This is a genomic window from Nocardioides sp. Z24_21 (assembly GCF_058134345.1).
In genome coordinates this window covers 1,249,183-1,275,644 of record NZ_JBYTTH010000001.1, presented here as the reverse complement: position 1 = coordinate 1,275,644, position 26,462 = coordinate 1,249,183, and the positions used below count along the sequence as shown (strand labels likewise).

Here is a 26,462-nt window from a genome sequence, read left to right as displayed (position 1 = left end):
TGTCGGCGCGGCCTGACAGGCTGACCGCATGAGCGACGTGTGGGAGCTGGTGCGCCGTGAGCGCGAGGCGCTGATCGACGACCTGGCCGGACTGTCCGACGAGCAGTGGGAGGCGCCGTCGCTGTGCGGCGGGTGGACGGTGCACGACGTCGCCGCCCACCTCGTCGACAACGCCCGGACCACCCGCGTCGGGATCGTGGTCGCGATGGTGCGGGCGCGCTTCGACTTCGACCGGCAGAACGACCAGGGCGTCGCGCGCGTGAAGGGGGCGACCCCCGCCGAGACGCTCCAGCGGCTGCGCGAGGTCGTCGGACGCACGTCGACTCCGCCGGCCCCGCTCGACAGCCGCCTCGTCGAGGAGGTCGCGCACGGTGAGGACGTGCGGCGCCCGCTCGGCCTCACCCGCGCCTACCCCGAGGAGTCGGTGGTCCGGGCGCTGGCCCACCAGCTGAGGACGTCGGTGGGGCTCGGCGGCGGCAAGCAGCGGGCGGCCGGTCTCCGGCTCGTCGCGAGCGACGCCGACTGGTCGCACGGCGAGGGCCCGGAGGTCCGTGGGCCGCTGGTGTCGCTGCTCCTGGCCGTCTCCGGGCGGGGGCAGGCGCTGGCCGACCTGACCGGCCCCGGCGTCGCCCGGCTCGGCAGCGCCCTCAGCGGGTGATCGGCGGCGCGGGGGCGTCGCCGAAGGCGTGCCTCGGGGCGGCCACCAGGGCGAGCGCCGCCACGAACGCCGCACCGGCGCACACCGCCCACACCGTGAGGTAGCCGCTGAACGGCGCCACCTGCTCGGAGGTCGCGTCGAGCGAGCCGGTCGCGGTCAGCGCGATCGCGAAGATCGCCGAGGCGATGGCGCCGCCGACCGTCTTGGTGCCGTTGGTCATGCCGGTGGCGATCCCGGTGCGCTCGGGCGGCGCGGCGGCGGCCGCGGCGGCCGGCAGCGCCGCGACCAGCGCACCCGAGCCGAGACCGGCGACGCCCATGTTGAGGAGCGCCTGCCACGTCTCGTCGTGGAAGGGCAGCCACAGCAGGTAGCCGACGCCGACGAGCAGGCAGGCGACCACGAGCGCGCGGCGCACGCCGCCGAGCAGCCGGGTGGTCAGGGGCAGCGTGAAGGCCCCGATCGCGAGCGTGACGACGTAGAGGCCGATGAGGGTGGAGACGAACGCCGGCTCGGCGCCGAGCCCGTAGCCACGCTCGACGGGGTCGGCCTGGGCGTAGGTCGACAGCGGGATCTGGCCGCCGAGCACCGGGATGCCGAAGAGGAACGCCGTCAGCTGCACCGGCCACTGGGCGGGGCTCGACAACAGGCGCACGTCGACGATCGGCTCGGGGTGTCGCTGCTCGAAGCGCCAGAAGGCGGCGAAGAGCACCAGCGACAGCACGATCGTCGACCAGCCGAGGAGCGACCCGGCGCCGTCGAGGCGCAGCCACACCAGGCCGCCCATCAGGACGCCGAGCGAGACGGTGACCAGGCTCAGGCCGGTCCAGTCGAGGCCGCCGCCGATGTCGTCGCCCGGCACCTGCTCGATGCCGACGAGGATCACGAAGAAGACCGCGGTGACCACGACGGCGGGCAGGGCGAGCAGGACGTTCATGTCGAGGGTCTCGACGAGCAGGCCGCTGCTCAGCGCGCCCACGATCACGGCCAGCTCGAGCGAGCCGACCAGGACGGCGGCGCCGCGGCGGGTCAGCAGCTCCTGGCGCCCGGAGTCGCGCGTGCGCCGGTGGATGATGGCGATCTCCAGCGGCAGCCAGACGACGTACGCACCCTGGACGGCCCAGCCGAGCAGGAAGCTGCCGAAGCCCGGGGCGAACGCCAGCCACCACGACCCGATCGCGGTCGCGGCGGTCGAGACGAGGAGCACCCTCTTGTGGCCGACGAGGTCGCCGAGCCGCGCGAGGAGCGGGATGCAGAGCGCGCTGACGATGAGCTGCGCCGCCTCGAACCAGTTGATGTCCCCCTCGTTGATGGAGAGGTGGTCGGCGATCTGCGGGTAGATGGGCGTGTAGTAGCCCTGCAGGATGCCGCTGGCGACCTCGACCAGCACCAGGAAGCCGACGACGCTGACCAGACCCTTGACCGCCGAGTCCGCGGCCGGGGCCTGGATCGGGCCGGGCGGGATCTCGGTGCTCATGCCGGAAGCCTCTCGACCAGCAGCCGATACCAGCGTGAGCCGTCGACGAGGTCGGCGACGCCGAGGTGCTCGTCGTAGGAGTGGATGGCCGCGCGCTGCGCCTTGGACATCCGGAACGGGGCGAAGCGGTAGACGCGGTCGCTGATCGCGGTGAAGTGTCGCGAGTCGGTGGCCGCCATCATCACGTAGGGCGTCGCGACCGCGTCGGGGAACACCTCGCCGATGCAGTCCTCGATGAGCTCGAAGGCCTCGTCCATCGGGGACACCGGCGACGGCTCGCCGGTCTCGACCACGTCGATGCGGATCGCGTCGTCGTCGATCACGCGGCGCACGTGCTCCACGACGCCCGCGACGGTGTCGCCGACCATGACGCGGATGTTGAGCCCGGCGCGGGCCGTCGAGGCGATGACGTTGAGGGCGGGGGAGCCGCTCAGGGTCGTGGTGGCGACGGTCGTGCGGGTCATCGCCGCGGCCTCCGGACCGGCGGCGACGAGCGCCCGGGTGATCACCGGCGCGAGCCGGTCGGCGCGGCCCAGCAGGGGACGCAGCGGCAGCGGGACGTGGGGTGCCAGGCGGCGCGCCAGCTCCAGCGTCGGGGCGGGCGCGGACGCCGGGAACGGGGACTTCTCGAGCCGCAGGATCGCCCGGGCGATGCGGGCGGTCGGGCCGTTGCGCGCCGGGGTCGAGGCGTGGCCGCCACGCCCCTCGGCCACCAGCTCGAGCGAGGTGGTGCCCTTCTCGGTCACGCCGATGACGCCCAGGGGCGCCTTCACGCCGGGGAAGGCGCCGCCCGCGATCGCCCCGCCCTCGTCGAGGACGAGCCACGGCGTCACGCCGCGCGTCCGCAGCACCTCGACGGCGTCGGCGGCCGCGGTGCCGCTGACCTCCTCGTCGCAGCCGAACGACAGCCACACGTCCTGGGCCGGCACGTGGTCGGCCTCGAGCAGCTGCTCGACGGCCTCGCAGACCGCCGCGACGCAGCCCTTGTCGTCGAGCGTGCCGCGCCCCCAGATCGCCGGTCCCGCGGGGGAGTCGTGGATCTCGCCGCCGAACGGGTCGTGCTGCCACGGGGCCTCCGCATCGACCGGCACGACGTCGAGGTGGGCCATCAGCACGACCGGGCGCTCCGCGCTCGCCCCGGCCCAGTGGAACAGCAGGCCGTGGGAGGCCACGCGGGTGAGGGACAGCCGCTCGTGCAGCAGCGGGAACCGGGTGGCCAGCTCGGCGAGCAGCCGGTCGAAGGCGTCGGCGTCGACGCGCGCGGGGTCGCGGTCGGAGACGGTCGGGATGCGGACGAGCGCCTGCAGGGCGGCGACGACGCGGTCGGTCATGGGGTGACCGTAGTGCCCCATCGCCCGCGGTGGACCAGATCGCCCAGCCGTTCGCGACGCGCCGGCGACCCGGGCGCTCCCGCGTCGTCGTCCGCCCGGTGGCCGACGGTGATCGCGCCGACCGGTGCGTGGTCGTCGGGGATGCCGAACGCGTCGCGGAACGACGCCAGGTGCTCGCCGGGGATGCCGAAGAAGCACGCGCCGAGACCCTCGTCGACCGCCGTCTGCAGCACCAGCAGCGACGCCATGCCCGCGTCGACCCACCAGTAGGGGACGGGCCAGCGCTCCTCGTCACGATCGGTCCACCCCTTGTCGGGCTGGGCGTAGCGGTCGAGGTAGGCGGCCTTGCTGGTCAGCGGCACGATGACGACCGGCGCGGTGCGCATCCCGTCGAGCCAGGGGTTGTGGTCGTCCGGGTCGGCCCCCGTCGCCGCCCAGAACAGGGCCACGTCCTCGGGGGTGTCGAGCACCAGGAACGCCCAGCCCTGGGTGAACCCGGCGTTGGGTGCGCGCTGGGCGTGCTCGAGCATCCGCTCGACGGCCGCCGGGTCGACGGGGCGCTCGGCGTAGCGGCGCACCATGCGCCGGCGGCGGACGACGTCGCGGAACTCCATGGGGGCAGGCTCTCACCCGCGGCGGTGGAGCGCCCCGCCCGCCGCTGCGTCTGGGATCCGAGACGAATCGCCGACGTCGTGCGTTGACCGCGTCCGGCGATCCCGGTGGACTGCTCGCATGGCAGCACCGTCGGACTTCGAGCAGATGTGGCGCGACCTCGCACCGGTCGGGCGCAGCGCGTCGTCGGGCGGCTACTTCCGTCAGCCCTGGACCTCCGCCGAGTCGGAGCTGCGGGCCTGGTTCGCCGAGGCGTGCGCCGCGCGCGGCCTCGCCGTCGAGACCGACGGCGTGGGCAACCAGGTCGCCTGGTGGGAGCCCGCCAGTGCCTCGACCGCGAGCGGCGTGCTGACCGGCTCCCACCTCGACTCGGTCCTCGACGGCGGGGCGTACGACGGCCCGCTGGGCGTGGTCTCGGCGCTGGCGGGCGTCGACGTGCTCCGCGAGCGCGGCTTCGTGCCGGAGCGGCCGCTCGGCCTCGGCGTCTTCGTCGAGGAGGAGGGCTCGCGCTTCGGCCGCGCCTGTCTCGGCTCCCGCCTGGTCACCGGGGCGACGACCTGGGACGAGGCGCGCGAGCTGCGCGACCGCGACGGGGTGCTGCTCGCCGACGCCGTCGCCGACGCCGGGCTGGACCCGTCGCAGGGGCTGCTGTCGCTGGACCGCGTGGGCACCTTCGTCGAGCTCCACGTCGAGCAGGGCCGTGACCTCGCCCACCGCGACGTCGCGGTCGGGCTGGCCAGCGAGATCTGGCCGCACGGGCGGTGGCGCTTCGACTTCGCCGGGCAGGCCAACCACGCCGGCACCACGCGGATGGAGGACCGCCACGACCCGATGCTGACCTACGCGATGACGGCGCTGGCCGCCAACAAGCAGGCCCGCCTCGCCGGGCAGCGGGCCACCTTCGGTCGCCTCGCGGTCGAGCCCAACGGCACCAACGCGATCCCCTCGCTGGTGACCGCCTGGCTCGACGCCCGCGCCTCGTCGGACGACGCGCTCGCCGAGCTGGTGGACGCCATCGGGCGGCAGGCGCACGACCGGGCCGACCGCGACGGCACGTCGCTGGACGTCACCGCCGAGTCGGTCTCCGGCGCCGTCGCCTTCGACCCCGACCTCGCCGCGCGCCTCACCGACCTCGGCGACTGGCCCGTCATCTCGACCCAGGCCGGCCACGACGCGGGGATCCTGTCCGACGCGGGCATCCCCACGGCCATGGTCTTCGTCCGCAACCCCACCGGGGTCTCGCACTCGCCCGATGAGCGCGCCGAGACCGCCGACTGCCTGGCCGGGGTCGAGGCGCTTGCCGACGTGCTGGCCGAGCTCACCGGGGACCCCGCGTGACGGCCTACCTCCTCGAGCGCGCCTGGGTGGGCGACCGCTTCCTCGACGACGTGCTCGTCGAGGTCGAGGACGGCCGCTTCACCTCCGTGACCCCGGACGCCGACCCCCGCCGCGCCGTCCCCGTGCGGGGCCTCGTGGTGCCCGGCCTCGCCAACACCCACAGCCACGCGTTCCACCGGGCCCTGCGGGGGCGCACGCAGCGCGAGCGCGGCACGTTCTGGACCTGGCGCGACCAGATGTACGCCGTCGCCGCGCGGCTCGACCCCGACACCTATCTCGCCCTCGCCCGGGCGACGTTCCGCGAGATGGCCGCGGCGGGCATCACCTGCGTCGGGGAGTTCCACTACGTGCACCACCGACCCGACGGCGCCCGCTACGCCGACCCCAACGAGATGGGCCGGGCGCTGGTCGAGGCGGCGCGGCAGGCGGGCGTGCGCATCACCCTGCTCGACACCCTCTACCTGTCGGCCGGCTTCGGTGCCGCACCACAGGGCGCCCAGCTGCGCTACAGCGACGACTCGGCCCGGGCGTGGGCCGAGCGGGTCGACGCGCTCGACGTCGACCCCCACGCCCGGGTCGGCGCCGCCGTCCACTCGGTGCGCGCCGTGCCCGACCACGCGCTCGGCACGGTCGCCGACTGGGTCGGCGGGCGGCCGTTCCACGTCCACCTGTCCGAGCAGGTCGCCGAGAACCAGGCCTGCCTGGAGGCCTACGGGCTCACCCCCGCACGCCTGCTCGACGAGCACGGGCTGCTGCGGCCCACCACGAGCGTCGTCCACGCCACCCACCTCACCGACGACGACGTCGCGCTGATCGGTCGCGCGGGGGCGTACGCCGCCTTCTGCCCGACCACCGAGCGCGACCTCGGCGACGGCATCGGCCCGTCGCGGCGCCTGCACGACGCGGGCGCCCGGCTGACCCTCGGCTCGGACAGCCACGCGGTGATCGACCTCTTCGAGGAGATGCGCGCCGTCGAGCTCGACGAGCGGCTCGCCACCCAGCGGCGCGGTCACTGGAGCGCCGACGAGCTGCTCGACGCCGCCACCGTCACCGGCCACGCGTCGCTCGGCTGGCCCGACGCCGGCGCGATAGCGGTCGGGCAGCGCGCCGACCTCGTCGTCGTCGACCCGGCCAGCCCGCGCACCGCGGGCGCCGGCCGCGACGAGGGCGCGGTCGTGTTCGCCGCGTGCGCCGAGGACGTGCAGCGCGTCATGGCCGACGGCCGGTGGATCGTCGAGGAGGGCGAGCGCTACGACATCGGCCTCGAGCTCGAGGCCGCCGTCGCGCGCATCTGGGGGGAGGACCGATGACGCCCGGACCGCTCGCGAGCGTGATCACCGGGATCGGCGAGCTCGTCACCAACGACCCGGCCCGCGCCGCGCAGGGCGGCCTGCTCGGCCTCGTCCGCGACGCCGCCGTCGTGATCGAGGGCAGCCGGGTGGCCTGGGTCGGACCCGCCGCCGAGGCGCCCGCCGCCGACGTGCGCGTCGACGCCGGCGGCCGCGCGGTCATCCCCGGCTTCGTCGACTCCCACAGCCACCTCGTCTTCGCCGGCGACCGCTCCGCCGAGTTCGAGGCGCGGATGACCGGCGAGCCCTACACGGCGGGCGGCATCCGCGCCACCGTCGCCAGGACGCGTGCCGCCACCGACGACCAGCTCACCTCGCATGCCGCCCGGCTCGTCGCCGAGATGCGGGCCCAGGGCACCACCACCGTCGAGATCAAGAGCGGCTACGGGTTGTCGGTGCACGACGAGGCGCGGAGTCTCGCGGTGGCCCGCCAGCTCACCGACGAGACCACGTTCCTCGGTGCCCACGTCGTCCCCGACGGCACCACCCCCGAGGACTACGTCGACCTCGTCACCGGCCCCATGCTCGCGGCGGCGGCACCGCACGCCCGGTGGATCGACGTGTTCTGCGAGGACGGCGCCTTCGACGTCGACCAGGCACGCGCCATCCTGGCGGCGGGGTCCGACAGCGGCCTGCGCGGTCGGCTCCACGCCAACCAGCTGACCTACGGCGGCGGGGTGCGGCTGGCCTGCGAGCTGGACCTGGCCGCCGTCGACCACTGCACGTTCCTGACCGACGCCGACGTCTCCGCGCTCGCGGGGTCGGGCACCATCGCGACGCTGCTGCCCGGCGTGGAGTTCTCCACCCGGCAGCCCTACCCCGACGCCCGGCGACTGCTCGACGCCGGCGTCCGCGTGGCACTGGCCAGCGACTGCAACCCCGGGTCGTGCTTCACCTCCTCGATGGCGCTCTGCGTCGCGCTCGCCGTCCGGGAGATGCGGATGACCCCCGCTGAGGCGCTCCACGCCGCCACCGCCATGGGAGCCGCCGCCCTCGACCGCGCCGACGTCGGCGTGCTCGCCCCCGGCAGGACCGCCGACCTGGTCCTGCTCGACGCGCCCTCCCACGTCCACCTGGCCTACCGCCCCGGCGTCCCGCTCGTCGCCGGGGTCTGGCAGGCCGGCCGCCCGGTGGTCGTCCCGCGGTAGGCCGGTGGCCCACCGGCTACCTCAGGCGGGCGTCGTACGCGCCGGGCGGGGCATCTGAGGTAGCCGGCCGGCCGCGGATAGGGCACGCACCCGATGCCGGGTGCTACCTCACGGGCGCAACCTCGACACATCGATCCAGACGGGATCGGGAGACGAGGAGAAGGACATGTTCGCCACCGACAGCTTCCTGAGCGCCGAGATCAACTACCGACACGACAGGATCCGCAAGGACTACGGCCGGCGCCGCTGGACCCGCGTCCGCGCCGACGACACCGGGAAGTGACCCGCACCGCGATCGACCCGCGAGTGTCGGACGGGCACGACACAATGGCGTCCGTGCCGGCCCTGCGGACCACCGATCTGATCGGACGCGATGCCGAGCTGGAGCAGTTGACCGCCCAGCTCGGCATCCGCACGTCCGGGACCGGCCAGACGGTCCGGTCGATGCTCGTCGCCGGCGACGCGGGTGTGGGCAAGACCCGACTGCTGATGGCGCTGCGCGACGCCGCCCTCGACGCCGACTGGCAGGTCGTCGCCGGACACTGCCTCGACCTCGCCGACAGCTCCCTGCCCTACCTCCCCTTCTCCGAGATCCTCGGCGGGCTCGTCGCCGACCACCCCGATGTCACCGGCCGCGTCCTCGAGGCCCACCCCACCCTCGCCCGCCTCCAGCCCGGCCGGCGCATCCGCAGCGGCGAGAGCGCCTCGGGCGACCAGGCCCTCGACCGCGGCAATGTCTACGACGCGTTCGGCCACCTCCTCGCCGCCGCCGCCGAGCACGCCCCGGTCCTGGTGATCGTCGAGGACGCCCACTGGGCCGACGAGTCCACGCGCGACATGCTCAGCTATCTCTTCTCCCGCCCCGTCCCGGGCGTCGCCCTGGTCGTGTCCTACCGCGCCGACGACCTGCACCGCCGCCACCCGCTGCGTCGCCAGGTGGCGGAGTGGATGCGCCTGCGTGGCGTCGACCGCCTCCAGCTCGAGCCGCTCGCCGCCGACGCCGTACGCCTCCTCGTCCGCGCGCTGCACCCCTCGACGCTGTCCGAGGCGGAGTACACCTCCATCGTCGACCGCGCCGAGGGCAACCCGTTCTTCATCGAGGAGCTCGTCGACGCCGCGTGGTCCGGGCAGGTGCCCGGCGAGCTCGCCGACGTGCTGCTCGTCCACCTCGACCGCCTCGACGAGACGACGCGCCAGGTCGTGCGCATCGTGTCGGTCGCCGGCCGCCAGGTCAGCCACGGCCTGCTCGCCGCCGTCTCCGACCTCGACGCCGCCGCGCTCGAGGCCGCGCTGCGCGCCGCCGTCGACGCCCACGTGCTGATCGCCTCCCGCGGCGACACCTACGCCTTCCGCCACGCGCTGCTCGGCGAGGCCGTCTACGACGACCTGCTGCCGGGCGAGCGCATGCGGCTGCACGCCGACTTCGTCGCCGCCCTCGGCGAGGGCCGCGCGGTCGGCACGGCAGCCGAGCTCGCGCAGCACGCGCGCCGGGCCCACGACGTTCCCGTCGCCGTCCGCGCCTCGATCGAGGCGGGCGAGGAGGCGCTGGCCGTCGGCGGTCCGGCCGAGGCGGCCACCCACTTCCTCGACGCGCTCGAGCTCGTCGACACGTCCCGCGAGCCGGTGCCCGGGATCGACGACTTCGCCCTCGCCCGCCGCTGCGCCGAGGCGCTGATCGCCTCGGGCCGGGTCGCCAAAGCCGTCAAGGTGCTGCGCGCCCGGCTGGCCGCCCTGCCCGCCGAGGGCGCCGACGTCGACCGCGGCCAGCTGCTGACGGCGCTGGCCTCCGCGCTGCTGCTCACCGACAGCCCCGAGTCGCCCAGCGAGACCGCCGCCGAGGCCGTCGAGCTGCTGCGCACGGGGCCGCCCAAGCTGCTGGCCCGGGCCCTGCTGGTGCACGCCCAGACCCTGGTCGGCTGGCACGACGACCAGGCGCGGGCGGTCGCGCTGCCGGCCCTCGAGCTCGCCGAGCGCCACGACCTCGCCAGCCTGGCCGTCGAGCTCCACGCCACCGTCGCCGGCCTCGACCCCGAGGGTGGGTCCAGTGCGGTCGTCGGGTGGCGGGCGGCGGCCGACCGGGCGCGTCGTGCCGGCCTGATCGAGCCGGAGCTGCGGGCGCTCTACCTGCTCGGGCGCGCGCACCACGACGGCGGCGACCTCGCCGCGGCGGTCGAGGTCTATCGCGAGGTGATCGCCCGCAGCGAGGTCGGCGGTCTGACCTGGTCGCCCTATCCCGCCGAGGCGCGGCTGCTGCTCGCCGTCGTGCTCACCCACCAGGGCCTGCTCGACGAGGCGTGGGAGCTCCTCGACGTGAGCGGGCAGAGCCCGCCCATGGTCTCGGAGTGGGCCTACTTCGCGCACCAGATGTTCATCGTCATCGGCCTGCGTGGCAGCTCTAAGGCCCAGGCGTTGGAGCGGCTGCGCGAGCACTGGACCACCGACGGGCTGACCGCGATCTCGTCGGCCGCGGCCGAGATCCTGCGCGCCGCCGCCGCCGGCGACGGGGCGCTCGCGCTATCGGTCTACGACGACGTCGTCACCGCGGTCGTGCCGCTGTGGCACGAGTGGTTCCAGGCCCGGCTGCGGCTCGCGACGCTGGCGCTCACCGCGTTCGCGGCTGCCGCCCATCGCCAGTCGGCCGACGAGCGCGAGTGCGCCGCGCGCGACGTCGAGCGGCTGGCGGCCGACGGCGGCCGGGTGATCGACTTCTACGCCCCCTACGACGACAGCCATGGCCCCGAATACCGGATGTGGGTCGCGCGCCGCACCGCCGAGCACCTGCGGTGGCGCTGGCTGGCCCAGGTCGCCCCGCCATCGGCCGACGAGCTCGTGTCGGCCTGGCGCACGGCCGAGGAGGCCGCCGTGGCCTACGGCAGCGTCCCCGAGCTGGCCCAGACCCGGGTCCGGCTGGCCGGGGTGCTGCGCGCGGCCGGCGACGCCGACGGCGCCCGGCAGGTCGCCGACCTGGCGCGCGAGGTGGCCCGGGCGATCGGCGCCCAGCCGATGCTCGACGAGCTCACCGCGCAGGGCTCCACCGCCACCCCGGCCACCTCCGAGCACGCGGCGAGCCTGACGCCGCGGGAGGCGGAGGTCCTCGCCCTCGTCGCGGAGGGCAGGTCCAACGGCGAGATCGGCAAGCAGCTCTTCATCAGCACCAAGACCGTCTCGGTCCACGTCTCCCACATCCTGGCCAAGCTCGACGCCGCCTCGCGCACCGAGGCCGCGGCCGTCGCCCGGCGCCGGGGGCTGCTGTGACCCGACCGCGTGCCGGGCGTTTGCCCTCCGGCTCCGCCGGGTAGGCAGGGGGCGACCCCGGCATCCCACACACGACACACACGACACGGAGCGAACCACATGCGAGCAGGTCGACGTCTCACCACCGCACTGGCAGCAGCGGCGGTGGTCCTGTCCACGGCGCTAGTCGCAGGCCCCGTCGCGGCCGCCCCCGACGCCGAGCGCCCCACTCCTCCCGACGTGGCGCTGACGACCCGCGACGTGCAGCCACTGCCCCCGCCGGCGCCGCTCGTGGTGGAGGCACCCGGCTCGGCGCGCACGTCCTCCGCTCGAGCCGTGCGCAGGCCGCTCTTCGCCTTCTGGGGCAAGAAGCACAACCGCATCGACGGCTTCGGCTTCACCACCGCCGTCCGCGGCTCCGGCACCGGCATCCAGATGCAGGCGGCGTGGAAGACCTACCGGGGCGTCAAGCCCATCAAGCCCAAGAAGGTCTTCGTGCAGGCGCGGGTCGACGGAGGCAAGTGGGGCAAGGTCAGCGGGGCCCGCGGCAAGATCGGCCGCCAGCTCGTCACCGCCCGGATCCCGGCCCACGTGGTGCCCGCCGGCGTCCCTGCGCAGCGGGTCGACTACCGCCTCAAGACCAAGAAGATCACCAAGGGCCCGCGGCGCGCGCGCCGCAGCGTGGCCTCCAAGCCGGTGAGCGTCACGTTCGAGAACCAGGCGATGTACACCGGTGACCAGGCGCGCTTCTACGCGCCCATCGCCTCGCTGTGCCCCACCGCCAACATCACGATCGACACCACCGGCATCACCGGCGACAACGACGCCGTCTTCAGCTGGCAGCACGGCATCACGATCGACACCGCGGCGCTCGCGGCGATCCCGTACGAGCCGGAGGAGAGCAGGCTCGCCATCTCCATCCACGAGTGCGCGCACATGAAGCAGTTCTACAACTGGGGCGGCACCCAACAGGACTGGGCCAAGCTGAAGGCCCGCTCCGAGGAGGTGTTCGTCCCCGACAACAACCCCGACCCCGCGGTGCCGACCGTCCCGATGTCGCCCAGGTGGGAGCCGCTCGAGCACGCGGCCGACTGCGCCACGGAGCTCGTCTCGCCCGTGCGCTACCGCACCTACGGCGGCTACTGCAACCCCACCGAGTACGCCGCGGCGGCCCTGCTCTGGCAGAACCAGCGCTACTGAGGGGCCCGGCAGGCGCGAGAGCCCGTCCACCGGGGTGTGGAACGGTGGGGAGCCCGAGCGCCAGACTCGACACAGACCCGGGACGGACCGACCGTCACGGTGCGACTGGGAGGAACCCATGACGACTCCTGACAACCCCCTCGGCGACGACGAGATGAGCACCGAGGGCGTCGACCCCACCGGCGTCGCGGCCGGTCCCGGGACGGATGCCGACGGCACCGACGCCGACGGCACCGACGGTGACTCGACCGATGCGACCGACGGCGACTCGACCGACGCCGACGGCGCGGACGCCGACGGCACCGACGGTGACTCGACCGATGCCACCGACGGCGACTCGACCGACGCCGACGGCACCGACGGGACCGCGCTCTGAGCGCTCTCGACCGCCTCACGGGCGACGCCCAGACCTTCCTCGACAAGGTCTGGGCGTCGTCCGTCCACGTCCACCGCACCGATCCGGCCTACGGCGCCGAGGTGCTCTCGCTCGCCGACGTCGACCATCTCCTGACCCAGACCGCGATCCGCACGCCGGCCGTGCGGGTCGCCCGCAACGGGTCGGTGCTGCCGGAGTCGTCCTTCACCCGCGGCGGCAGCCTCGCCGGCAGGCCGCTGACCGGGCTGGTCGACCCGGAGAAGCTGATGCGCCTGCACGACGAGGGCGCGACGATCGTGCTGCAGGGCCTCCAGCGCTACTGCTCGCCCGTCGGCGACCTCGTCGCCGAGCTCGAGCTCGAGCTCGGCCACCCCTGCCAGGTCAACGCCTACCTCACCCCGCCCGGGGCGCAGGGCTTCGCGGTCCACTCCGACTCCCACGACGTGTTCGTGGTGCAGACCCACGGCACGAAGAGGTGGGAGGTGCACGGCGAGGGCGGGCCCGGCGACCTGCTGCTCGAGCCGGGGGTGGTGGCCTACCTCCCGACCGGCACCCCCCACGCCGCGCGTGCGCAGGAGTCCGTCTCGCTCCACCTGACCATCGGCATCAACCAGCTGACCTGGCGGGCCCTCCTCGCCCGTGAGGTCGAGGGGCTGCTCGCCGACGTGCCCGACGACCACCTGCCCGCCGGCTACCTCAGCGACCCGGCCCGCCTGGCCGCGGGACTGTCGGGCCACCTCACGACCCTCGCCGACGCCGTCCGCCGGCTCGACCCCGCGGCGCTCGCCGCCGGACAGGCAGAGCGGTTCGTCAGCCACCGCCCGCCGCGCCTGGCGGGTGCCCTGCTCGACCGCGCGTCGCTGGCCACGATCGACGCCGACACCCGCCTGCGCCGCCGGCGCGGACATCCCTGCGTGCTGGTCGACGACGGTGGCACGGTCCGGGTGCTGATCGGCGACCGCGTCGTCCGGGTGCCGGCGCGGGTCCGTCCGGCCCTGGAGCACGTCGCCGCCCACGCGGAGCTGACGCCGGGCGACCTCGCCCCGCTCGACGCCGAGAGCGCGCTGGTGCTGTGCCGCCGGCTGGTCCGGGAAGGGCTGCTCGAGGTCGTGCGGTGACCGCCTTCCGGTGCGCCCCGGCCAGCCGCGAGCGCGGCGACCAGCTCGCCGGCACCGCCTCCACCGTGCGCAGCTTCCTGCTGGTCGAGCACCCCGGGCCGTGGGGCGCGGACGCGCTGCGCGACGCTCGGCTCCCCGACGGCGTCGGCGCCCACCTGCAGGAGCAGTCCCGGCGCCACCGCGTACGCGTGCTCCTGGTCCGCCGTCCCGGCCGCAGCGCCCCCGGCGGTCCGACCCGCGTCGTCGCCGCACGCGTCGCCGGCCCGGACTCCTGGGCCGAGGCGGTCGACCTCGACCGCGTGCAGGACGTGCGCGACCTCGACCTGGCCGCCCTCGGCCGTGGGCAGAGCCTCGGCCTCCCACCCGAGCCGGCCCCGGTGCTCGCGGTCTGCACCCACGGACGCCACGACGCGTGCTGCGCCGAGCGCGGCCGACCGGTCGCGCGGGCGCTCGCCGACGGCCCGCACGCCGACGCCGTGTGGGAGGTGTCCCACGTCGGGGGCGACCGGTTCGCCGGCAACCTCGTCGTGCTGCCGCGCGGGCTCTACTACGGCGACCTCGATGCCGGGTCCGCGCAGCGCGTCGCCGCTGCCACGGCGGCGGGCGAGGTGCTGCTCGAGCACCTCCGCGGCCGGTCCGACCTGCCGATGGCGGTCCAGGCGGCCGACGTGGCGCTGCGCCACGAGCACGGCCTCGTCGGCCTCGACGACGTGCGCCCGGGCGCCGTCCGCGTGGACGGCGACCTGACCACCGCCCGGTTCGAGGTGCGCGGGCACGAGCCGGTCGAGGTCGTCGTGCGCCGGGTGCCGGGGGAGACGACCCACCGGCTCACCTGCTCGGCCCGCCGCGAGAGCGCCGTGCCGCGCCACGAGGTCGTCGAGGTCCGCGCCGCCTCCTGACGTCCACCGGACGCAAAGTCGGGTGCGCCGCCACGCCGCGTGCGGGGAGACTGGTCCCTCGTGACCTGGACCGACCGGCTCCGCTCGATGCGGATGGACGTGACCCCGCTGCGCGAGTCGCGCGACTTCCGGCTGCTGTTCACCGCCGGCAGCGTCTTCTACCTCGGGAGCATGGTCGCCTACGTCGCCGTGCCGTTCGCGATCTACGACCTCACCGGGTCCAACCTCCTCGTCGGCCTCGTGGGCCTGGTCGAGCTCGGGCCGCTGATCGTGTTCGGGCTCTACGGCGGCGCGCTGGCCGACCACGTCGACCGGCGCCGGCTGCTCGTGGTGACCGGGGTCGTCCAGGTCGTCCTGATGGGCGTGTTCGCCTGGAACGCGTTCTCCGCGCACCCCAGGGTCTGGCTGATCTTCGTCGTCGCCGCCCTCTACGCGGCCGCGAGCTCGGTGCAGCGCCCGTCGCGGGAGGCGCTCGAGCCGCGCACCGTGCGGCACGACCAGATCGCCGCCGCCAACGCGCTCAGCAGCTTCGCGATGCAGCTCGGCGTCCTGCTCGGACCGCTCATCGGCGGCCTGCTGATGGCCTACGTCGGCGTCGGCTGGTGCTTCGTGGCGGGCATGGCGGGCTACGCGGTCGCCACGGTGCTGTTCACGGCCATGCGGCCCTACCCGCACGCCGGCGAGACCACGCCGCCGAGCCTGCGCGGCGTCCACGAGGGCCTCACCTATGCGCTGCGCCGCCGCGACCTCCTCGGCACCTACGTCGTCGACATCGCCGCGATGATGCTGGCGATCCCGGTGGTGCTGTTCCCCGCCCTGGCGCACGAGGTGTTCGACCGGCCCGAGCTGCTGGGCCTGCTCTACTCGGCCGAGACCGTCGGAGCCCTGGTCGCCACCGCGCTCAGCGGATGGATCGGGCGGGTGCACCACCACGGCCGCGCGATCGTCATCGCCGCCAGCCTCTACGGCGGCTGCATCGCGCTCGCCGGGCTGATGCCGTCGTTCTGGCTGGCGTGCCTGTTCCTGGCGCTGGCCGGGGCGGCCGACATGGTCTCGGCGGTCTTCCGGTCGACGGTGTGGAACCAGACGATCCCCGACACCATGCGCGGGCGCCTCGCCGGCATCGAGATGCTGTCCTACTCGGTCGGTCCGATGGTCGGCGAGACGCGCGCCGGCTTCGTGGCGGACGCCTGGTCGGTGCGCGGGGCGATCGTGAGCGGCGGCGTGGCGTGCGTCGGCGGGGTCGTTCTGACCGCGGTGGCGCTGCGCGACTTCTGGTCCTACGACTCGCGCACCGACGAGCACGCCGTCGCCGAGCGCGAGCGCCGCGCGACGGACTCGGCGCAGCCGGACTAGCGGGCAGCCGCGGGCGATCCGACGCTCAGCCGAGCCGGTCCTCGAGGTCGCTCGCGGGCCGGCGCTGGGCGATGAGGCGCGGCCCGCCCTCCTCCGCGGCCCGCAGGTCGCGCGCCGCGCGGTTGGCCTGAGCCTGCTCGCGGTCGGCGGCGGCCTCGGCGTCGCGGGCCTCGGCCCGGGCGTCGTCGAGCTCGCGGTGCAGCGCCTGGACCTTCCCTGCCTGGGCGTCGATCTCCTCGTGGGGCGCCCCGGCGAGGAGGAGCCGCTCGAGGCTGTCGAGCGCCGACTGCTCGCGGCGCCTGAGCGCGTCGACGGTGCCGCGAGCCGCGTCCGCGCCGTCCGCGGCCTCGACGGCCTCCCGGGCCTCCTCGGCGGCCTCGCGGCGAAGCTCGCCGAAGGTGACCGCACGTGGGCCGGCGGCGACGACCTTCGCCTGGTCCTTGTCGGGATGCACCCCGGCATGCTCGGCGAGCGCCCGCACGAGCTCGCGGGCGCCCGCACGGCGGGCGTCACGCAGCTCGAGCTTGGTCTCGAAGCAGTCCTGGTAGGCCTTCCAGTCGGCCTCCCACGCGTCGGCCTGCCGCTGGGTGGCGTCACCGGGCAGGGTCGCGACCGGGGGCCAGACGCGGTGCTCGCGGACCTCGAGGCCCTTGCTCACGGCGAACGCGCGCAGCTGCTCGAGGCCCTCGCGGTGGCGGCGCAGGACGTCGGCGTAGGCGTTGATCGCCCGGCCGAGACCGCGCAGGTCGTCGCGGACGCTCGCCGACTCCTCGTGCCGCCGGGCGGCGCGGTCGCGGAGCGTGTCGGCCGCCTCCCCGGCGAAGACGTCCTCGGAGAGCGTCGAGGTGCGCTCGAAGGCGTCGACGGCGAGCTCGACCTTGGCCGACAGTCGGCGCACCGAGTCGCCGTAGGAGTCGACCTCGTCGGGCTCGACCCAGTGGTAGCGGCAGCCGATCGGGTCGCCGAACTGGAACCGCTCCTCCTGGGTCTCGACCCGGTCGGCCACGATCCTGGTCATGGCGTGACCTGGTCGAGCCTCGCGGCGACGGCGGCGGCCTCCCCGACCATGAGGTCGAGCTCGTCGAAGTCGACGACCGAGTCGTCGATCGCGCCGGCGAGGGTGCGGCATCGCCTCGCGACCTGCTCGGCGTCGTCGACCAGGGCGCGCACGCCCTCGACCACCAGGTCGCGCCACGGGAAGTCGTCGGCGGGGTGGTCGATGTCGCCCAGCGCGCCGCGCAACGCCTCCCGCGCGGAGTCGAGCTCCTCCTTGGCGCCCCGCAGCGCCCGCTGGTTGATCGCGATCGGCCTCATGGAGGCCTTGTGCCCTCCGGGACGGTGTCGAAACCAGGAGTCGGGCACCTGGGGGCTACGCGCTCACCCGGTCTGGACCGGCGGCCGGTAGGCCCGCAGCAGGCGCACCGTCCAGAGCGCCGTTAGCACGAGGTAGCCCCCCACCAGCACCGGGAACGCCCACGAGGGGGCGGCGTCCCCGCCGGTGGCGCCCACCCAGGTGGTGAGGACCAGCGCGGCCACGAGCAGGGCCCCGGTGAGCGCGGTGACGGCCTCCATGTCGTCCTGGAAGCGCACGGCGAACTCGGCGCGCCGCTCCGGGGCGAACCAGTAGTCCTTCGACGCCTGCGGCATGTTGACCCAGGTGCCGTCGCCGGCGGTCAGCGCCCGGGTCAGCGCCGGGATGCCGGCGAGCACGACGACGCCGAGGACGACCCAGGTCACCATCAGCGCGGTGCGCGACGACCACTCGTCCACCCGGCCGGCGGCGTCGAAGTGGGTGGGCACCCGGTCGGGCAGGACGACGGCGGCCCACGCCAGCGCCGCGACGTACGCCGCGCCGACCACGAGGAGGGCGCGGCGGCCGGCACCCCTCACACGTGCCCGCTCAGCTGGGCCATCCGCAGCTCGAGGCGACCGAGGAGGTCGCTGCACGCCTTCTCGGGCATGGGGGAGCGCTTGTCGCCGCCCTGGGAGCACACCGGCAGCACGTCGATCGACAGCCTGGCGCCGCCGGCCAGGGCGCGGAGCTCGTCGAGGCGCTCGGCGAAGGGGGAGCCGCTGCCGGGGGAGTAGTAGCGCACCGCCTCGTCGACGTCGTCGGGGAACAGGTCGGCCTTGGTGACCGCGACGACCAGCCAGGTCGGCCGGTCGCGTCGCACCGCCATGCTGGCGATGCGGTGGGCCGTGATGGCCCAGTCGTCGAGCTCGGCGGCGAGCTGCTCCTCGCGCGTGGCGAGCGCCGCGCCGGTGGTGCCGGCGGTGCGCCGCGGGGTGGCGTGGCCCCACGCGACCACGTGCAGCACCCCGTCGACCGGCTCGTCGTGGAAGACCTCGTCGAGGGCGCCGAGGCGGGTGGCGGCGTTCTCGCCGGGCACGACGCGGAAGCGGTAGCCGCGCAGCCGCGCGTTGCGGCGCGTACGACGCTCCATGACGGCCGAGCCCACCTCCGAGCCCTCCTCCGAGCCGCCCGACTCCGCGCTCGCGCGCCGGGAGAGGCGGTCGGCCAGGCGGGTCTTGCCCACGCCCGTCATGCCGGTCACGGCGACCGTGGGGTAGCGGTGGCGCAGCAGGCGGGAGGCGCGCTCCGGGGCAGAGGACAGCGCGGCCAGCGCTCCGCCCGCTAGGGTCGTGCCGATGGCGGCCTTGCCGTGTCGCAACGGTGACTGCATGTGCCCATCCTGTCCGACGCGGGGTGGCACGCCCACCGACGCACCGGCCGACTTGGCCGCGCACCCGCCCCTCCCGGACAATGGCCCCGCCGACAACGAGGCCCCGCACCCCGCGCGAAAGGTCCCTCCCCACCGACATGGACACCGAGAACCGCCCCGTCCTGACGGGGCTCATCGCCCTGGTCGGGGTCGCCGTGGTCATCGGCCTGCTCGGCGGGCTCGCGGTCCTCGTCGGGGTCAAGGTGACCGGCATCGGCGACGACACCGAGGCCAGCGGCGCGCCGAGCTCCTCGGCCACCTTCCGCCTGCCCAAGCCCACCGAGACCAGCACCGAGGCCGGCTCCGCCGAGGCGTCGGAGCCCAACCCGGGTGAGGAGTCGACCTCGGAGGCGCCCGCGGAGGGCATCTCGCTGACGGCCGACCAGCAGTCGGTGAGCCCCATGCAGCAGATCGACCTCACCGGCACCTACCCGGCCGGCGAGGGGGCGATCCTGCAGGTGCAGCGGATGGAGAACGGCACGTGGTCGGACTTCCCGGTGACGATGTCGGTCAGTGGCGGCACGTTCGCCACCTACGTCCAGACCAGCCGCACCGGGCCCAACAAGTTCCGCGTGGTCGACACCGACTCCGAGGTCGTGTCCAACGAGGTCACGGTGACGGTCGGCTGACCGGCACCGCGTTCGTCCGCGCGAGGTCCACCCTCCGCGTCCAGTAGCCCACCCACCCCGCCCCGGCCAGGCCCAGCACGCCGACCACCACGCTCGCCGCAGCCAGCGGCGCGACGGCGGCCACCGCGCTCACCAGCAGGGGACCGCCGGTGTTGCCGATGTCGCCGCACAGCCGCCACGCGCCGAGGAACTGCGACCGGCCGCCCTCCGGCGCGGCATCCGCCCCGAGCGTCATCACGATGCCCGACCCGAGGCCGTTGCCGCACGCGATGAGGGCCATGACGAGCGCGACCGTGAGCGCGCTCGTGGCCAGGGGGAGCAGGAGGCACGCGACGGCCATCGACAGCACCACCGGCACCGCGACCACCATCCGGCCCCGGGCGTCCATCAGCCAGCCGCCCGGCCACATGAACGCCACGTCGATGGCGGACGCCCCCGCGAAGATCAGCGACGTGGTGGACGCCGAGAGCCCGATGTGGTCGGCCCACAGCGGCAGCAGGCTGAGCCGCAGCGACCGACTGACGCCCAGGACCATGACGGCCGTGCCGAGGGTGGCCAGGAGCCGGCGGTGCGCGACGATGACCGACCACACGCCGACGTGGCCACGTGCCCGCTCCGCCGCTCGCTTCTCCTCGCCGAGGTCGGGCATCGTGGCGGCGAGGAGGGCCGCGAGGACCGACATCGCCGCACCGAGCCAGAAGACGCTGGTCAGGTCGGTGACCTCGATCAGGCCGGCGCCGATGAGCGGACCGACGAGCACGCCCACCCGGTGGGAGCCGCCGAGCAGCGACATCGCCCGGGCGCGGTGGGTCTCGGGGACCGCGTCGATCATGAAGCCCTGCCGGGCGATCAGGAAGAGCGTCCAGCACACGCCGCTGAGCAGCACCCCGACCGCGAGCCCGGCGACGGAGTCGGTGAGCGCGGCGAAGGCCATCGCCGCCGCGTCGAGGATCCCCGCGCCCACGAGGGCCCGGCGCTCGCCCACCCGGGCCACCAGCGCGCCCGACGGGAGGCTGGCCAGCAGCATGCCGACGCCGGTGAGGGCCACGATCGCGGCGGCGGTGGAGACGTCGGCACCGAGGTCGCGCGCCCGCAGCGCCAGCACCGGCATGATCGCGCCGTGGCCGATGGCGGAGACCATCGAGGGCCCGTAGGCCACCAGCCAGATGTCGCGGAAGCGGAACGCGACGTCCCCCGAGGTGCTCACGCGCACACGCTACGGCCCGCGGCCCTCGATGCGGACGACCCCGACGGGCGTGCTGGAGCGCACGGGCGCGCGGCCGTAGGCTCGCCCGGTGCCGACCGATCCCCTCGCCCCCGCTCCTGCCCCCATCACCCTTCCCGGCGACGGCGACTGGCTCGACTGGGTGACGCGGCGCTGCCACGACCAGCTCGAGGAGGCTCGCCGCCAGGTCGGGCTGGTCAAGGCCGGCTCGTCCGACGCCCCCGTCGTCCTCGTCGCGTGGAACAAGGCCGAGACCGCCCTCGCCAACGCCGAGGCCGTGGCGCTGTGGGCCGAGGTGCACCCCGACGCCGCGGTCCGCGACCGGGCCGACGACCTGGGCCAGGAGGTCCAGAAGTACGTCACCGAGCTCAGGCTCGACCGCGACCTCTACGCCGTCCTCGACCGGTTGGCGACGTCCTCCGACCTCACCGCCCTCGACGCCGACGCCCGCCGCGTCCTCGACCACACGCTGCGTGACTTCCGGCGCGCGGGCGTCGACCGTGACGACGCCACCCGCGACCGGCTCCGCGCGCTCAGCGAGCAGGCCGTGAAGCTGTCGCAGGACTTCGGGCGCACCATCCGCGACGACGTCCGCTCCATCCGGATCGCCCCGGAGCGGCTCGCCGGCCTGCCCGACGACTACCGCGCCGCCCACGCCCCCGACGACGACGGCCTGGTCACCCTCACCACCGACTACCCCGACCTGGTCCCCTTCCTCACCTTCGGCTCCGACGCCGAGGCCCGCCACGACCTCGCGCTCGCGCACAGCAACGTGGCCTGGCCGGCCAACGACCAGGTCCTGCAGGACCTGCTGGCCGTGCGTCGCGAGACCGCGCAGCTGCTCGGCTACGACTCGTGGCCCGACTACGACACCGAGGTGAAGATGATCGGGAGCGGCCAGGCCGTCGCCGACTTCATCGACCGGATCGGCGAGGCCGCCAAGGAGCGGGCGGGCCAGGAGGTCGCCGTCCTGCTCGAGCGCAAGCGCGTCGACGACCCCACCGCCGACACCGTGACCGGCTACGACTCGCGCTACTACTCCGAGATCGTGCGCCGCGAGCAGTACGACGTCGACGGGCAGGTCGTGCGCACCTACTTCGGTTTCGAGCAGGTGCGGCAGGGCCTGCTCGACGTGACCGGTCGGCTGTTCGGCCTGACCTGGACGCCGGTCGCCCGTGAGGAGGCCGGCACCTGGCACGAGGACGTCGCCAGCTATGACGTCGAGCTCGACGGCACCCGGATCGGGCGCATCCACCTCGACCTGCACCCACGCGAGGGCAAGTTCAAGCACGCCGCCCAGTTCGACCTCGTCAAGGGCATCGCCGGCGAGCAGCTGCCCGAGGGGGTCCTGGTGTGCAACTTCGCCCGCGGCCTGATGGAGCACGACGAGGTGGTCACGCTCTTCCACGAGTTCGGCCACCTGGTCCACCACGTCCTCGCCGGTCAGGGCGAGTGGGCCCGCTTCTCCGGCGTCGCCACGGAGTGGGACTTCGTCGAGGCGCCGAGCCAGATGCTCGAGGAGTGGGCGTGGGACGCCGACGTGCTCGCCACCTTCGCCCGCAACGAGGCCGGTGAGACGATCCCGGCCGAGCTGGTCGCGGCGATGCGCCGGGCCGACCACTTCGGCAAGGGCCTCTACGCCGTCCAGCAGATGTCGTACGCCGCCCGGTCCTACTGGTTCCACGCGGAGCGGCACGACGACCTCACCGCCTACGGCGACGAGCTGCAGCGCCGCTACTCGGTGATCCCGCCGCTCGAGGGCGCGCACATGCACTGCGCCTTCGGCCACCTCGACGGCTACTCCTCGGGCTACTACACCTACATGTGGTCGCTGGTGATCGCCAAGGACCTGTTCTCCGCCTTCGACCCCGACGACCTCTTCGCCGCCGACGTCGCCCACGCCTACCGCGACAAGGTGCTGGCGATGGGTGGGCGCAAGGACGCCGCCGACCTCGTCGCCGACTTCCTGGGCCGGCCCTACTCCTTCGACAGCTGGGCTGCCTGGCTCGCCGAGTGAGCCGGGCGACCGGGAGGGCCAGGACCGGCCCTCGCCTGCGCGGCGGCCTCAGCTCGTCGTCACCGAGGTGTCGTCGAGCACGAAGCTCGTCTGCAGCGACGCGTCCTCGCTCATCAGGAACCGCACGGTGACGGTCTTGCCGCGGTAGGCGAGCAGGCTGTGGGAGAACTGCGCGTAGCCCGCGCCGGCGCCCACGTTGGAGAAGGTGCGCAGGGTGGTCGTCGTGCCGGCGCTGATCACCTGCACCTTGAGGGTGTCGTACGCCGTCGAGCCGGACTCGGCGGTGTCGGTGCGGAGCCAGTAGGCCAGCGACGCCGCGGTGGCGGACGCCGGGATGCTCACCTGCTGGGAGACGTTCTCCGACGTCGTCCGCCCGTTGCCGCCCAGCCACGCCTTCCACGTCCCGGTGCGCGCCGGGCGCGAGGCGCTGCTGGTGATCGCTCCCGACGTGCCCGACCAGCCGCTCGCCCCGGACTCGAAACCGGGGTTGACGAGCAGGTTGGTGCCGGCGGGGGGAGTCGTCGGCGGCGGGGTGGTGGCGCCGTAGTCCTTGTCGGCGTGGAGCCACACCATGTGGCCGATCATGTCGAGGTTGCGGTCGAGCGCGGTGGTGTCGACGTTGGCCGTCGTGTCGCACGCGCGGTGGTAGCAGGGGTCGAACGCCCGCCCGGCGGTGCCGCCCCACTTCGACGCCTGCGCGGCGGTCTTGGTGGTCTCGCCGCCGGAGTACATGCCCGTCGTGGCGATGCCCTGGCTGCGGAACGACGCGTGGTCCGAGCGGCCCTGCACGTCGACGTACTCCCACGCGATGCCCTTGGACGTGTAGTACGCCGTCATCGCGTCGCGGGCGCCGTTGCCGGCCGGGTTGTCGTCGTAGACGAAGTAGCCGGGGTTGGGCGAGCCGACCATGTCGAAGTTCATGTAGAGCTCGATGCGGTCCTTGTCGGCGGCCGGCAGGGTGCGCATGTAGTGGTTGCTGCCGAGCAGGCCCTGCTCCTCCGCGCCCCACCACGCGAACCGCAGGTGGTTGCGGGGGGTGTTGCCGCTCGCGGCCCAGGCGAGGGCGGCCTCGAGCACGGCGGCCGAGCCGGTGCCGTTGTCGTTGATGCCGGGGCCTGCGGCGACGCTGTCGAGGTGGGCGCCGGTCATCACCACGTGCTCGGGGTCGCCGCCCGGCCAGTCGGCCACGAGGTTGTAGGACGTCCCCGAGGAGGTCGAGAGCTGCTGCACCTGCGTCGTGTAGCCGACGGCGTCGAGCCTGGCGCGCACCCAGTCGAGCGAGGCCTTGTAGCCGGGACGGCCGGTGGCGCGGTTGCCGCCGTTGGCGGTGGCGATCGACTGCAGCTGCTGGAGGTGGGCGGTGGCGTTGGCGATGCTGAGGTCGGGCGACGGGGCCGCGACCGCGGGCGGGGTGCCGCCGACGAGCGCGCCGGCGACGAGGGCGGCGGTGGCCACGGCGGACAGGACGGGCGTACGGAGCGAGCGCATGGGATCTCCCGGGTGCTGGACAGGGGAACGGGGCGGGGCAGCGGTCGCTGCCCCGCCCCGTCACGGAGTGGCTGGCGTCAGGAGACGTTCAGCGCGGTGTCGTCGACCACGAAGCTGGTCTGGAGCGAGGCGTCCTCGGTCATCGTGAAGCGGATGGTGACCGTCCTGCCCTTGTAGGAGGTGAGGCTGTGCGAGTACTGCGTGTACGTCGTGCTGGTGCCCACGTTGGTGAAGGTGCGCACCGTGGTGGCCGTCGACCCGTCGACGACCTGCACCCGCATCCGGTCGTACGCCGTCGAGCCGCTCTCGGCGGTGTCGGTGCGGATCCAGTAGGACAGCGTGGCCGCCGTCGCGCTGGCCGGGATCGTCACCGTCTGGTTGATCGTCTCCGTGCTGGTCCGGCCGTTGCCGCCGAGCCAGGCCTTGAAGGAGCCGGTGCGGGCCGGACGGCTGGTGCTGGAGGTGATCACGCCGGTGTTGCCCGTCCAGCCCGTCGTGCCGGACTCGAAGCCCGGGTTGGCCAGGATGTTGCCGCCGGTCGTCGGGGGCGGTGTGGTGCCGCCACCGCAGGTCGGGTCGGCGGTCTGGGCGGGCACGTTGACCGCGTCCCAGGCGTTCTTGACGGCGTTGAACTGGGCGCACGTGCTGTCCAGGTTCTTCGCCGCGGTGAGCGTCCAGGTGCGGTACTTGAGGTAGTTCGACGAGCTGGTCTTCATCAGCATCGCGTTGTAGAGGACCTTGATGGCCGCCTGCTCGCCGATGCCGGTCGTCGAGGTGCCGTCGCACTTCGACACCCCGCCACGTGAGAGCAGGTAGAACCAGTGGTCGCCGGGGCCGGCGGCCGCGTGGACCTCGGCGGTGGGGATCGAGCTGGTGTAGCACGACGGGTCGCCGACGTTGGCCGGGTTGGAGCCGTCGCGGATCGGGCCCTGCCCGACGAGGTTGACCTCCTCGCCGACGGTGTGGTCGGGGGAGTCGTTCGGCGCGGCCTGGCCGTCGTAGTACTCCGTGGCCGCGGCGAGCGCGTCGCCGATGAACTCCTGGGTGCCGCCGCCGGAGATGCCGCCGGGCGTCTTGTCGTCGACGCCGTGGCCGAACTCGTGCGCCACCACGTCCATCGCGGAGATCCAGGCGCCGGCCTGGTTCTTGCCGATCTGGACCTGCGTGCCGTCGTAGTAGGCGTTGATGTCGTTGAGCCCGACGCGGATCGGCACCCACCCGCCCGAGCCGTTCATCCCGTTGCGGCCCAGCCACGACGACATCATCGCCTTCATCTGCTGGGCGGCGTAGAGCGCGTCGACGCAGCCGGTCTCGCGGTTGGTCGCGTTGCCGTTGCCCCACACATCGTCGCTGCCGGTGAAGGTCGTGTTGGTGGCGGCGTCCTGGCAGCGCAGCGTGGTCGCCGTCGGGTCGGTCATCGAGTAGCTGCTGCCCGAGCCGCTGGTGGCGATGGGCAGGGGGTTGGGGCCGGAGTAGGCCGCCGTGCCGGTGCCGTGGGCGATCTGCTCGCGCGCCTCGAGGACGCTGCCGTCCTCGGCGTCGATCCAGACCTTCTGCCACGACACCTCGCCGGCGTCGGTGCCGCGCACCTCGACCTCGTAGGCGAGGCGGGTGCCGGCGTCGCGGTGCCAGACCACGAGCTCGGGCGCCGAGGCGTCGGCCACCTCGTCGAGTCGTCCCGTCGCGACGGCGCTCGCGCGCGCCGCGGGCACCGAGGCGGTGGTGTCGCTGATCGCGACGGGCGCCTCCTGGGCGACCGACGACCCGACCACCTGGCCGTCGGCGTCGGCGAGGACGACGAAGTCGCCCCCGACCACGCGCAGGCCCTCGTGGGTCCGCTCGTAGGCCATCGCGTAGATGCCGCTGTCGCCCTCGAACGTGCCGGTGCGGACGAAGGCGTCCGCTGCGGCCCGTTCGAGCGCGCGGGAGTGGCCCTTGACCCAGGCGGACGCCGCCTGCTGGGCCTCGAGACGGGGGTCGCCCGCCGCGGGGGAGGCGCCGGCCGAGGTGGCGGCCGGTGCCAGGAAGGACGCAGCGACGGCTGACGCTGCGATACCGGCCAGGAAGGCCGGACGGAGTGATTTCACTGGGATGTCCAATCGTGAGTTCGCGCCCGGCGGACGCGAGGGTGGATTGGGTGCTGCAGACCTCTGCACAAAGTCGCAATCGCCGACCACCCCGTCAATGAGCGCCGATCTGCGTGTTCGTGCAACGCGAGAACCTGCACCGTTCGGCCGATCGTCGGCGGAAGTGTCCGATAGTCGACGGCGGGCGACCGGTCACCGAC

22 protein-coding genes are annotated in these 26,462 nt (G+C 74.3%); 12 read left to right on the top strand and 10 right to left on the bottom strand.

All coding sequences use genetic code 11. The features are described 5' to 3' along the window. Positions 1 to 28 precede the first annotated feature (28 nt). Positions 29 to 658 (top strand): maleylpyruvate isomerase family mycothiol-dependent enzyme, encoded by a 630-nt coding sequence (locus AC3X7Z_RS06210; RefSeq protein WP_489975349.1) that lies wholly within the window; start codon positions 29 to 31, stop codon positions 656 to 658. On the opposite strand, the gene AC3X7Z_RS06205 is transcribed toward AC3X7Z_RS06210, so the two are convergent. Genes AC3X7Z_RS06205 through AC3X7Z_RS06195 form a run of 3 tightly spaced genes read right to left on the bottom strand, consistent with a single transcriptional unit; the run spans position 648 to position 4,077 of the window. Beyond that, a complete protein-coding gene (locus AC3X7Z_RS06205) occupies positions 648 to 2,132 on the bottom strand; it encodes an MFS transporter (protein ID WP_489975348.1) in 1,485 nt (494 codons plus the stop codon). The two genes, AC3X7Z_RS06210 and AC3X7Z_RS06205, sit on opposite strands and share 11 nt — an antisense overlap. Then, positions 2,129 to 3,463, bottom strand: a complete 1,335-nt coding sequence (locus AC3X7Z_RS06200; RefSeq protein ID WP_489975347.1) for a M20/M25/M40 family metallo-hydrolase — start codon at positions 3,461 to 3,463, stop codon at positions 2,129 to 2,131. The genes AC3X7Z_RS06205 and AC3X7Z_RS06200 overlap by 4 nt, the downstream gene beginning before the upstream one ends. After that, a complete protein-coding gene (locus AC3X7Z_RS06195; protein ID WP_489975346.1) occupies positions 3,460 to 4,077 on the bottom strand; it encodes a nitroreductase family protein in 618 nt (205 codons plus the stop codon). Before AC3X7Z_RS06195 ends, AC3X7Z_RS06200 begins: the two co-directional genes overlap by 4 nt. A 118-nt stretch (positions 4,078 to 4,195) precedes the next feature. Between AC3X7Z_RS06195 and AC3X7Z_RS06190 the strand changes: the two genes are divergently transcribed. The 9 genes from AC3X7Z_RS06190 (at position 4,196) to AC3X7Z_RS06150 (ending at position 16,093) form a co-directional block, all read left to right on the top strand. Beyond that, positions 4,196 to 5,413 carry an allantoate amidohydrolase gene (locus AC3X7Z_RS06190; protein ID WP_489975345.1) on the top strand — a complete coding sequence of 406 codons (1,218 nt, stop codon included), beginning with the start codon at positions 4,196 to 4,198 and terminating at the stop codon, positions 5,411 to 5,413. Then, positions 5,410 to 6,723: a formimidoylglutamate deiminase gene (locus tag AC3X7Z_RS06185; protein WP_489975344.1), complete on the top strand. Its 1,314-nt coding sequence runs from the start codon at positions 5,410 to 5,412 to the stop codon at positions 6,721 to 6,723. Before AC3X7Z_RS06190 ends, AC3X7Z_RS06185 begins: the two co-directional genes overlap by 4 nt. After that, on the top strand, positions 6,720 to 7,910 hold the full coding sequence (gene hutI / locus AC3X7Z_RS06180) for an imidazolonepropionase (protein WP_489975343.1): 1,191 nt from the start codon (positions 6,720 to 6,722) through the stop codon (positions 7,908 to 7,910). Before AC3X7Z_RS06185 ends, hutI begins: the two co-directional genes overlap by 4 nt. A gap of 336 nt (positions 7,911 to 8,246) precedes the next feature. Then, entirely contained in the window at positions 8,247 to 11,165 is a 2,919-nt protein-coding gene (locus AC3X7Z_RS06175; protein WP_489975342.1) for an ATP-binding protein, read from the top strand. 99 nt (positions 11,166 to 11,264) lie between these two features. After that, positions 11,265 to 12,344: a hypothetical protein gene (locus tag AC3X7Z_RS06170; RefSeq protein ID WP_489975341.1), complete on the top strand. Its 1,080-nt coding sequence runs from the start codon at positions 11,265 to 11,267 to the stop codon at positions 12,342 to 12,344. Positions 12,345 to 12,462: 118 nt separating this feature from the next. Next, complete coding sequence (locus AC3X7Z_RS06165) at positions 12,463 to 12,720, top strand: hypothetical protein (RefSeq protein ID WP_489975340.1); 258 nt, start codon at positions 12,463 to 12,465, stop codon at positions 12,718 to 12,720. Between the two features lie 101 nt (positions 12,721 to 12,821). After that, a complete protein-coding gene (locus AC3X7Z_RS06160) occupies positions 12,822 to 13,838 on the top strand; it encodes a cupin domain-containing protein (RefSeq protein WP_489975339.1) in 1,017 nt (338 codons plus the stop codon). After that, positions 13,835 to 14,737, top strand: a complete 903-nt coding sequence (locus AC3X7Z_RS06155; RefSeq protein WP_489975338.1) for a ferredoxin family protein — start codon at positions 13,835 to 13,837, stop codon at positions 14,735 to 14,737. Before AC3X7Z_RS06160 ends, AC3X7Z_RS06155 begins: the two co-directional genes overlap by 4 nt. 60 nt (positions 14,738 to 14,797) lie before the next feature. Then, on the top strand, positions 14,798 to 16,093 hold the full coding sequence (locus tag AC3X7Z_RS06150) for an MFS transporter (protein WP_489975337.1): 1,296 nt from the start codon (positions 14,798 to 14,800) through the stop codon (positions 16,091 to 16,093). A gap of 25 nt (positions 16,094 to 16,118) precedes the next feature. On the opposite strand, the gene AC3X7Z_RS06145 is transcribed toward AC3X7Z_RS06150, so the two are convergent. The 4 genes from AC3X7Z_RS06145 to AC3X7Z_RS06130 all read right to left on the bottom strand — a co-directional run bounded on the left by AC3X7Z_RS06145 (position 16,119) and on the right by AC3X7Z_RS06130 (position 18,777). Then, positions 16,119 to 17,111: a hypothetical protein gene (locus AC3X7Z_RS06145; RefSeq protein ID WP_489975336.1), complete on the bottom strand. Its 993-nt coding sequence runs from the start codon at positions 17,109 to 17,111 to the stop codon at positions 16,119 to 16,121. Beyond that, positions 17,108 to 17,407 (bottom strand): hypothetical protein, encoded by a 300-nt coding sequence (locus AC3X7Z_RS06140; RefSeq protein ID WP_489975335.1) that lies wholly within the window; start codon positions 17,405 to 17,407, stop codon positions 17,108 to 17,110. Before AC3X7Z_RS06140 ends, AC3X7Z_RS06145 begins: the two co-directional genes overlap by 4 nt. A gap of 63 nt (positions 17,408 to 17,470) precedes the next feature. Then, on the bottom strand, positions 17,471 to 17,983 hold the full coding sequence (locus AC3X7Z_RS06135; protein WP_489975334.1) for a DUF1648 domain-containing protein: 513 nt from the start codon (positions 17,981 to 17,983) through the stop codon (positions 17,471 to 17,473). Next, complete coding sequence (locus tag AC3X7Z_RS06130) at positions 17,980 to 18,777, bottom strand: hypothetical protein (RefSeq protein ID WP_489975333.1); 798 nt, start codon at positions 18,775 to 18,777, stop codon at positions 17,980 to 17,982. The genes AC3X7Z_RS06135 and AC3X7Z_RS06130 overlap by 4 nt, the downstream gene beginning before the upstream one ends. A gap of 137 nt (positions 18,778 to 18,914) precedes the next feature. Between AC3X7Z_RS06130 and AC3X7Z_RS06125 the strand changes: the two genes are divergently transcribed. After that, positions 18,915 to 19,445, top strand: coding sequence for a hypothetical protein (locus tag AC3X7Z_RS06125; protein WP_186339389.1), 531 nt, complete (start codon positions 18,915 to 18,917; stop codon positions 19,443 to 19,445). Here AC3X7Z_RS06125 and AC3X7Z_RS06120 read toward each other — a convergent pair. After that, on the bottom strand, positions 19,426 to 20,652 hold the full coding sequence (locus AC3X7Z_RS06120; protein ID WP_241005237.1) for an MFS transporter: 1,227 nt from the start codon (positions 20,650 to 20,652) through the stop codon (positions 19,426 to 19,428). The two genes, AC3X7Z_RS06125 and AC3X7Z_RS06120, sit on opposite strands and share 20 nt — an antisense overlap. 88 nt (positions 20,653 to 20,740) lie before the next feature. Here AC3X7Z_RS06120 and AC3X7Z_RS06115 point away from each other — a divergent pair, with 88 nt between their 5' ends. Next, complete coding sequence (locus tag AC3X7Z_RS06115; RefSeq protein ID WP_489975332.1) at positions 20,741 to 22,687, top strand: M3 family metallopeptidase; 1,947 nt, start codon at positions 20,741 to 20,743, stop codon at positions 22,685 to 22,687. 48 nt (positions 22,688 to 22,735) lie between these two features. Here AC3X7Z_RS06115 and AC3X7Z_RS06110 read toward each other — a convergent pair whose 3' ends face one another. After that, a complete protein-coding gene (locus tag AC3X7Z_RS06110; protein WP_489975331.1) occupies positions 22,736 to 24,175 on the bottom strand; it encodes a M28 family peptidase in 1,440 nt (479 codons plus the stop codon). A gap of 77 nt (positions 24,176 to 24,252) precedes the next feature. Next, entirely contained in the window at positions 24,253 to 26,262 is a 2,010-nt protein-coding gene (locus AC3X7Z_RS06105; RefSeq protein WP_489975330.1) for a M4 family metallopeptidase, read from the bottom strand. Between the last annotated feature and the right edge of the window lie 200 nt (positions 26,263 to 26,462).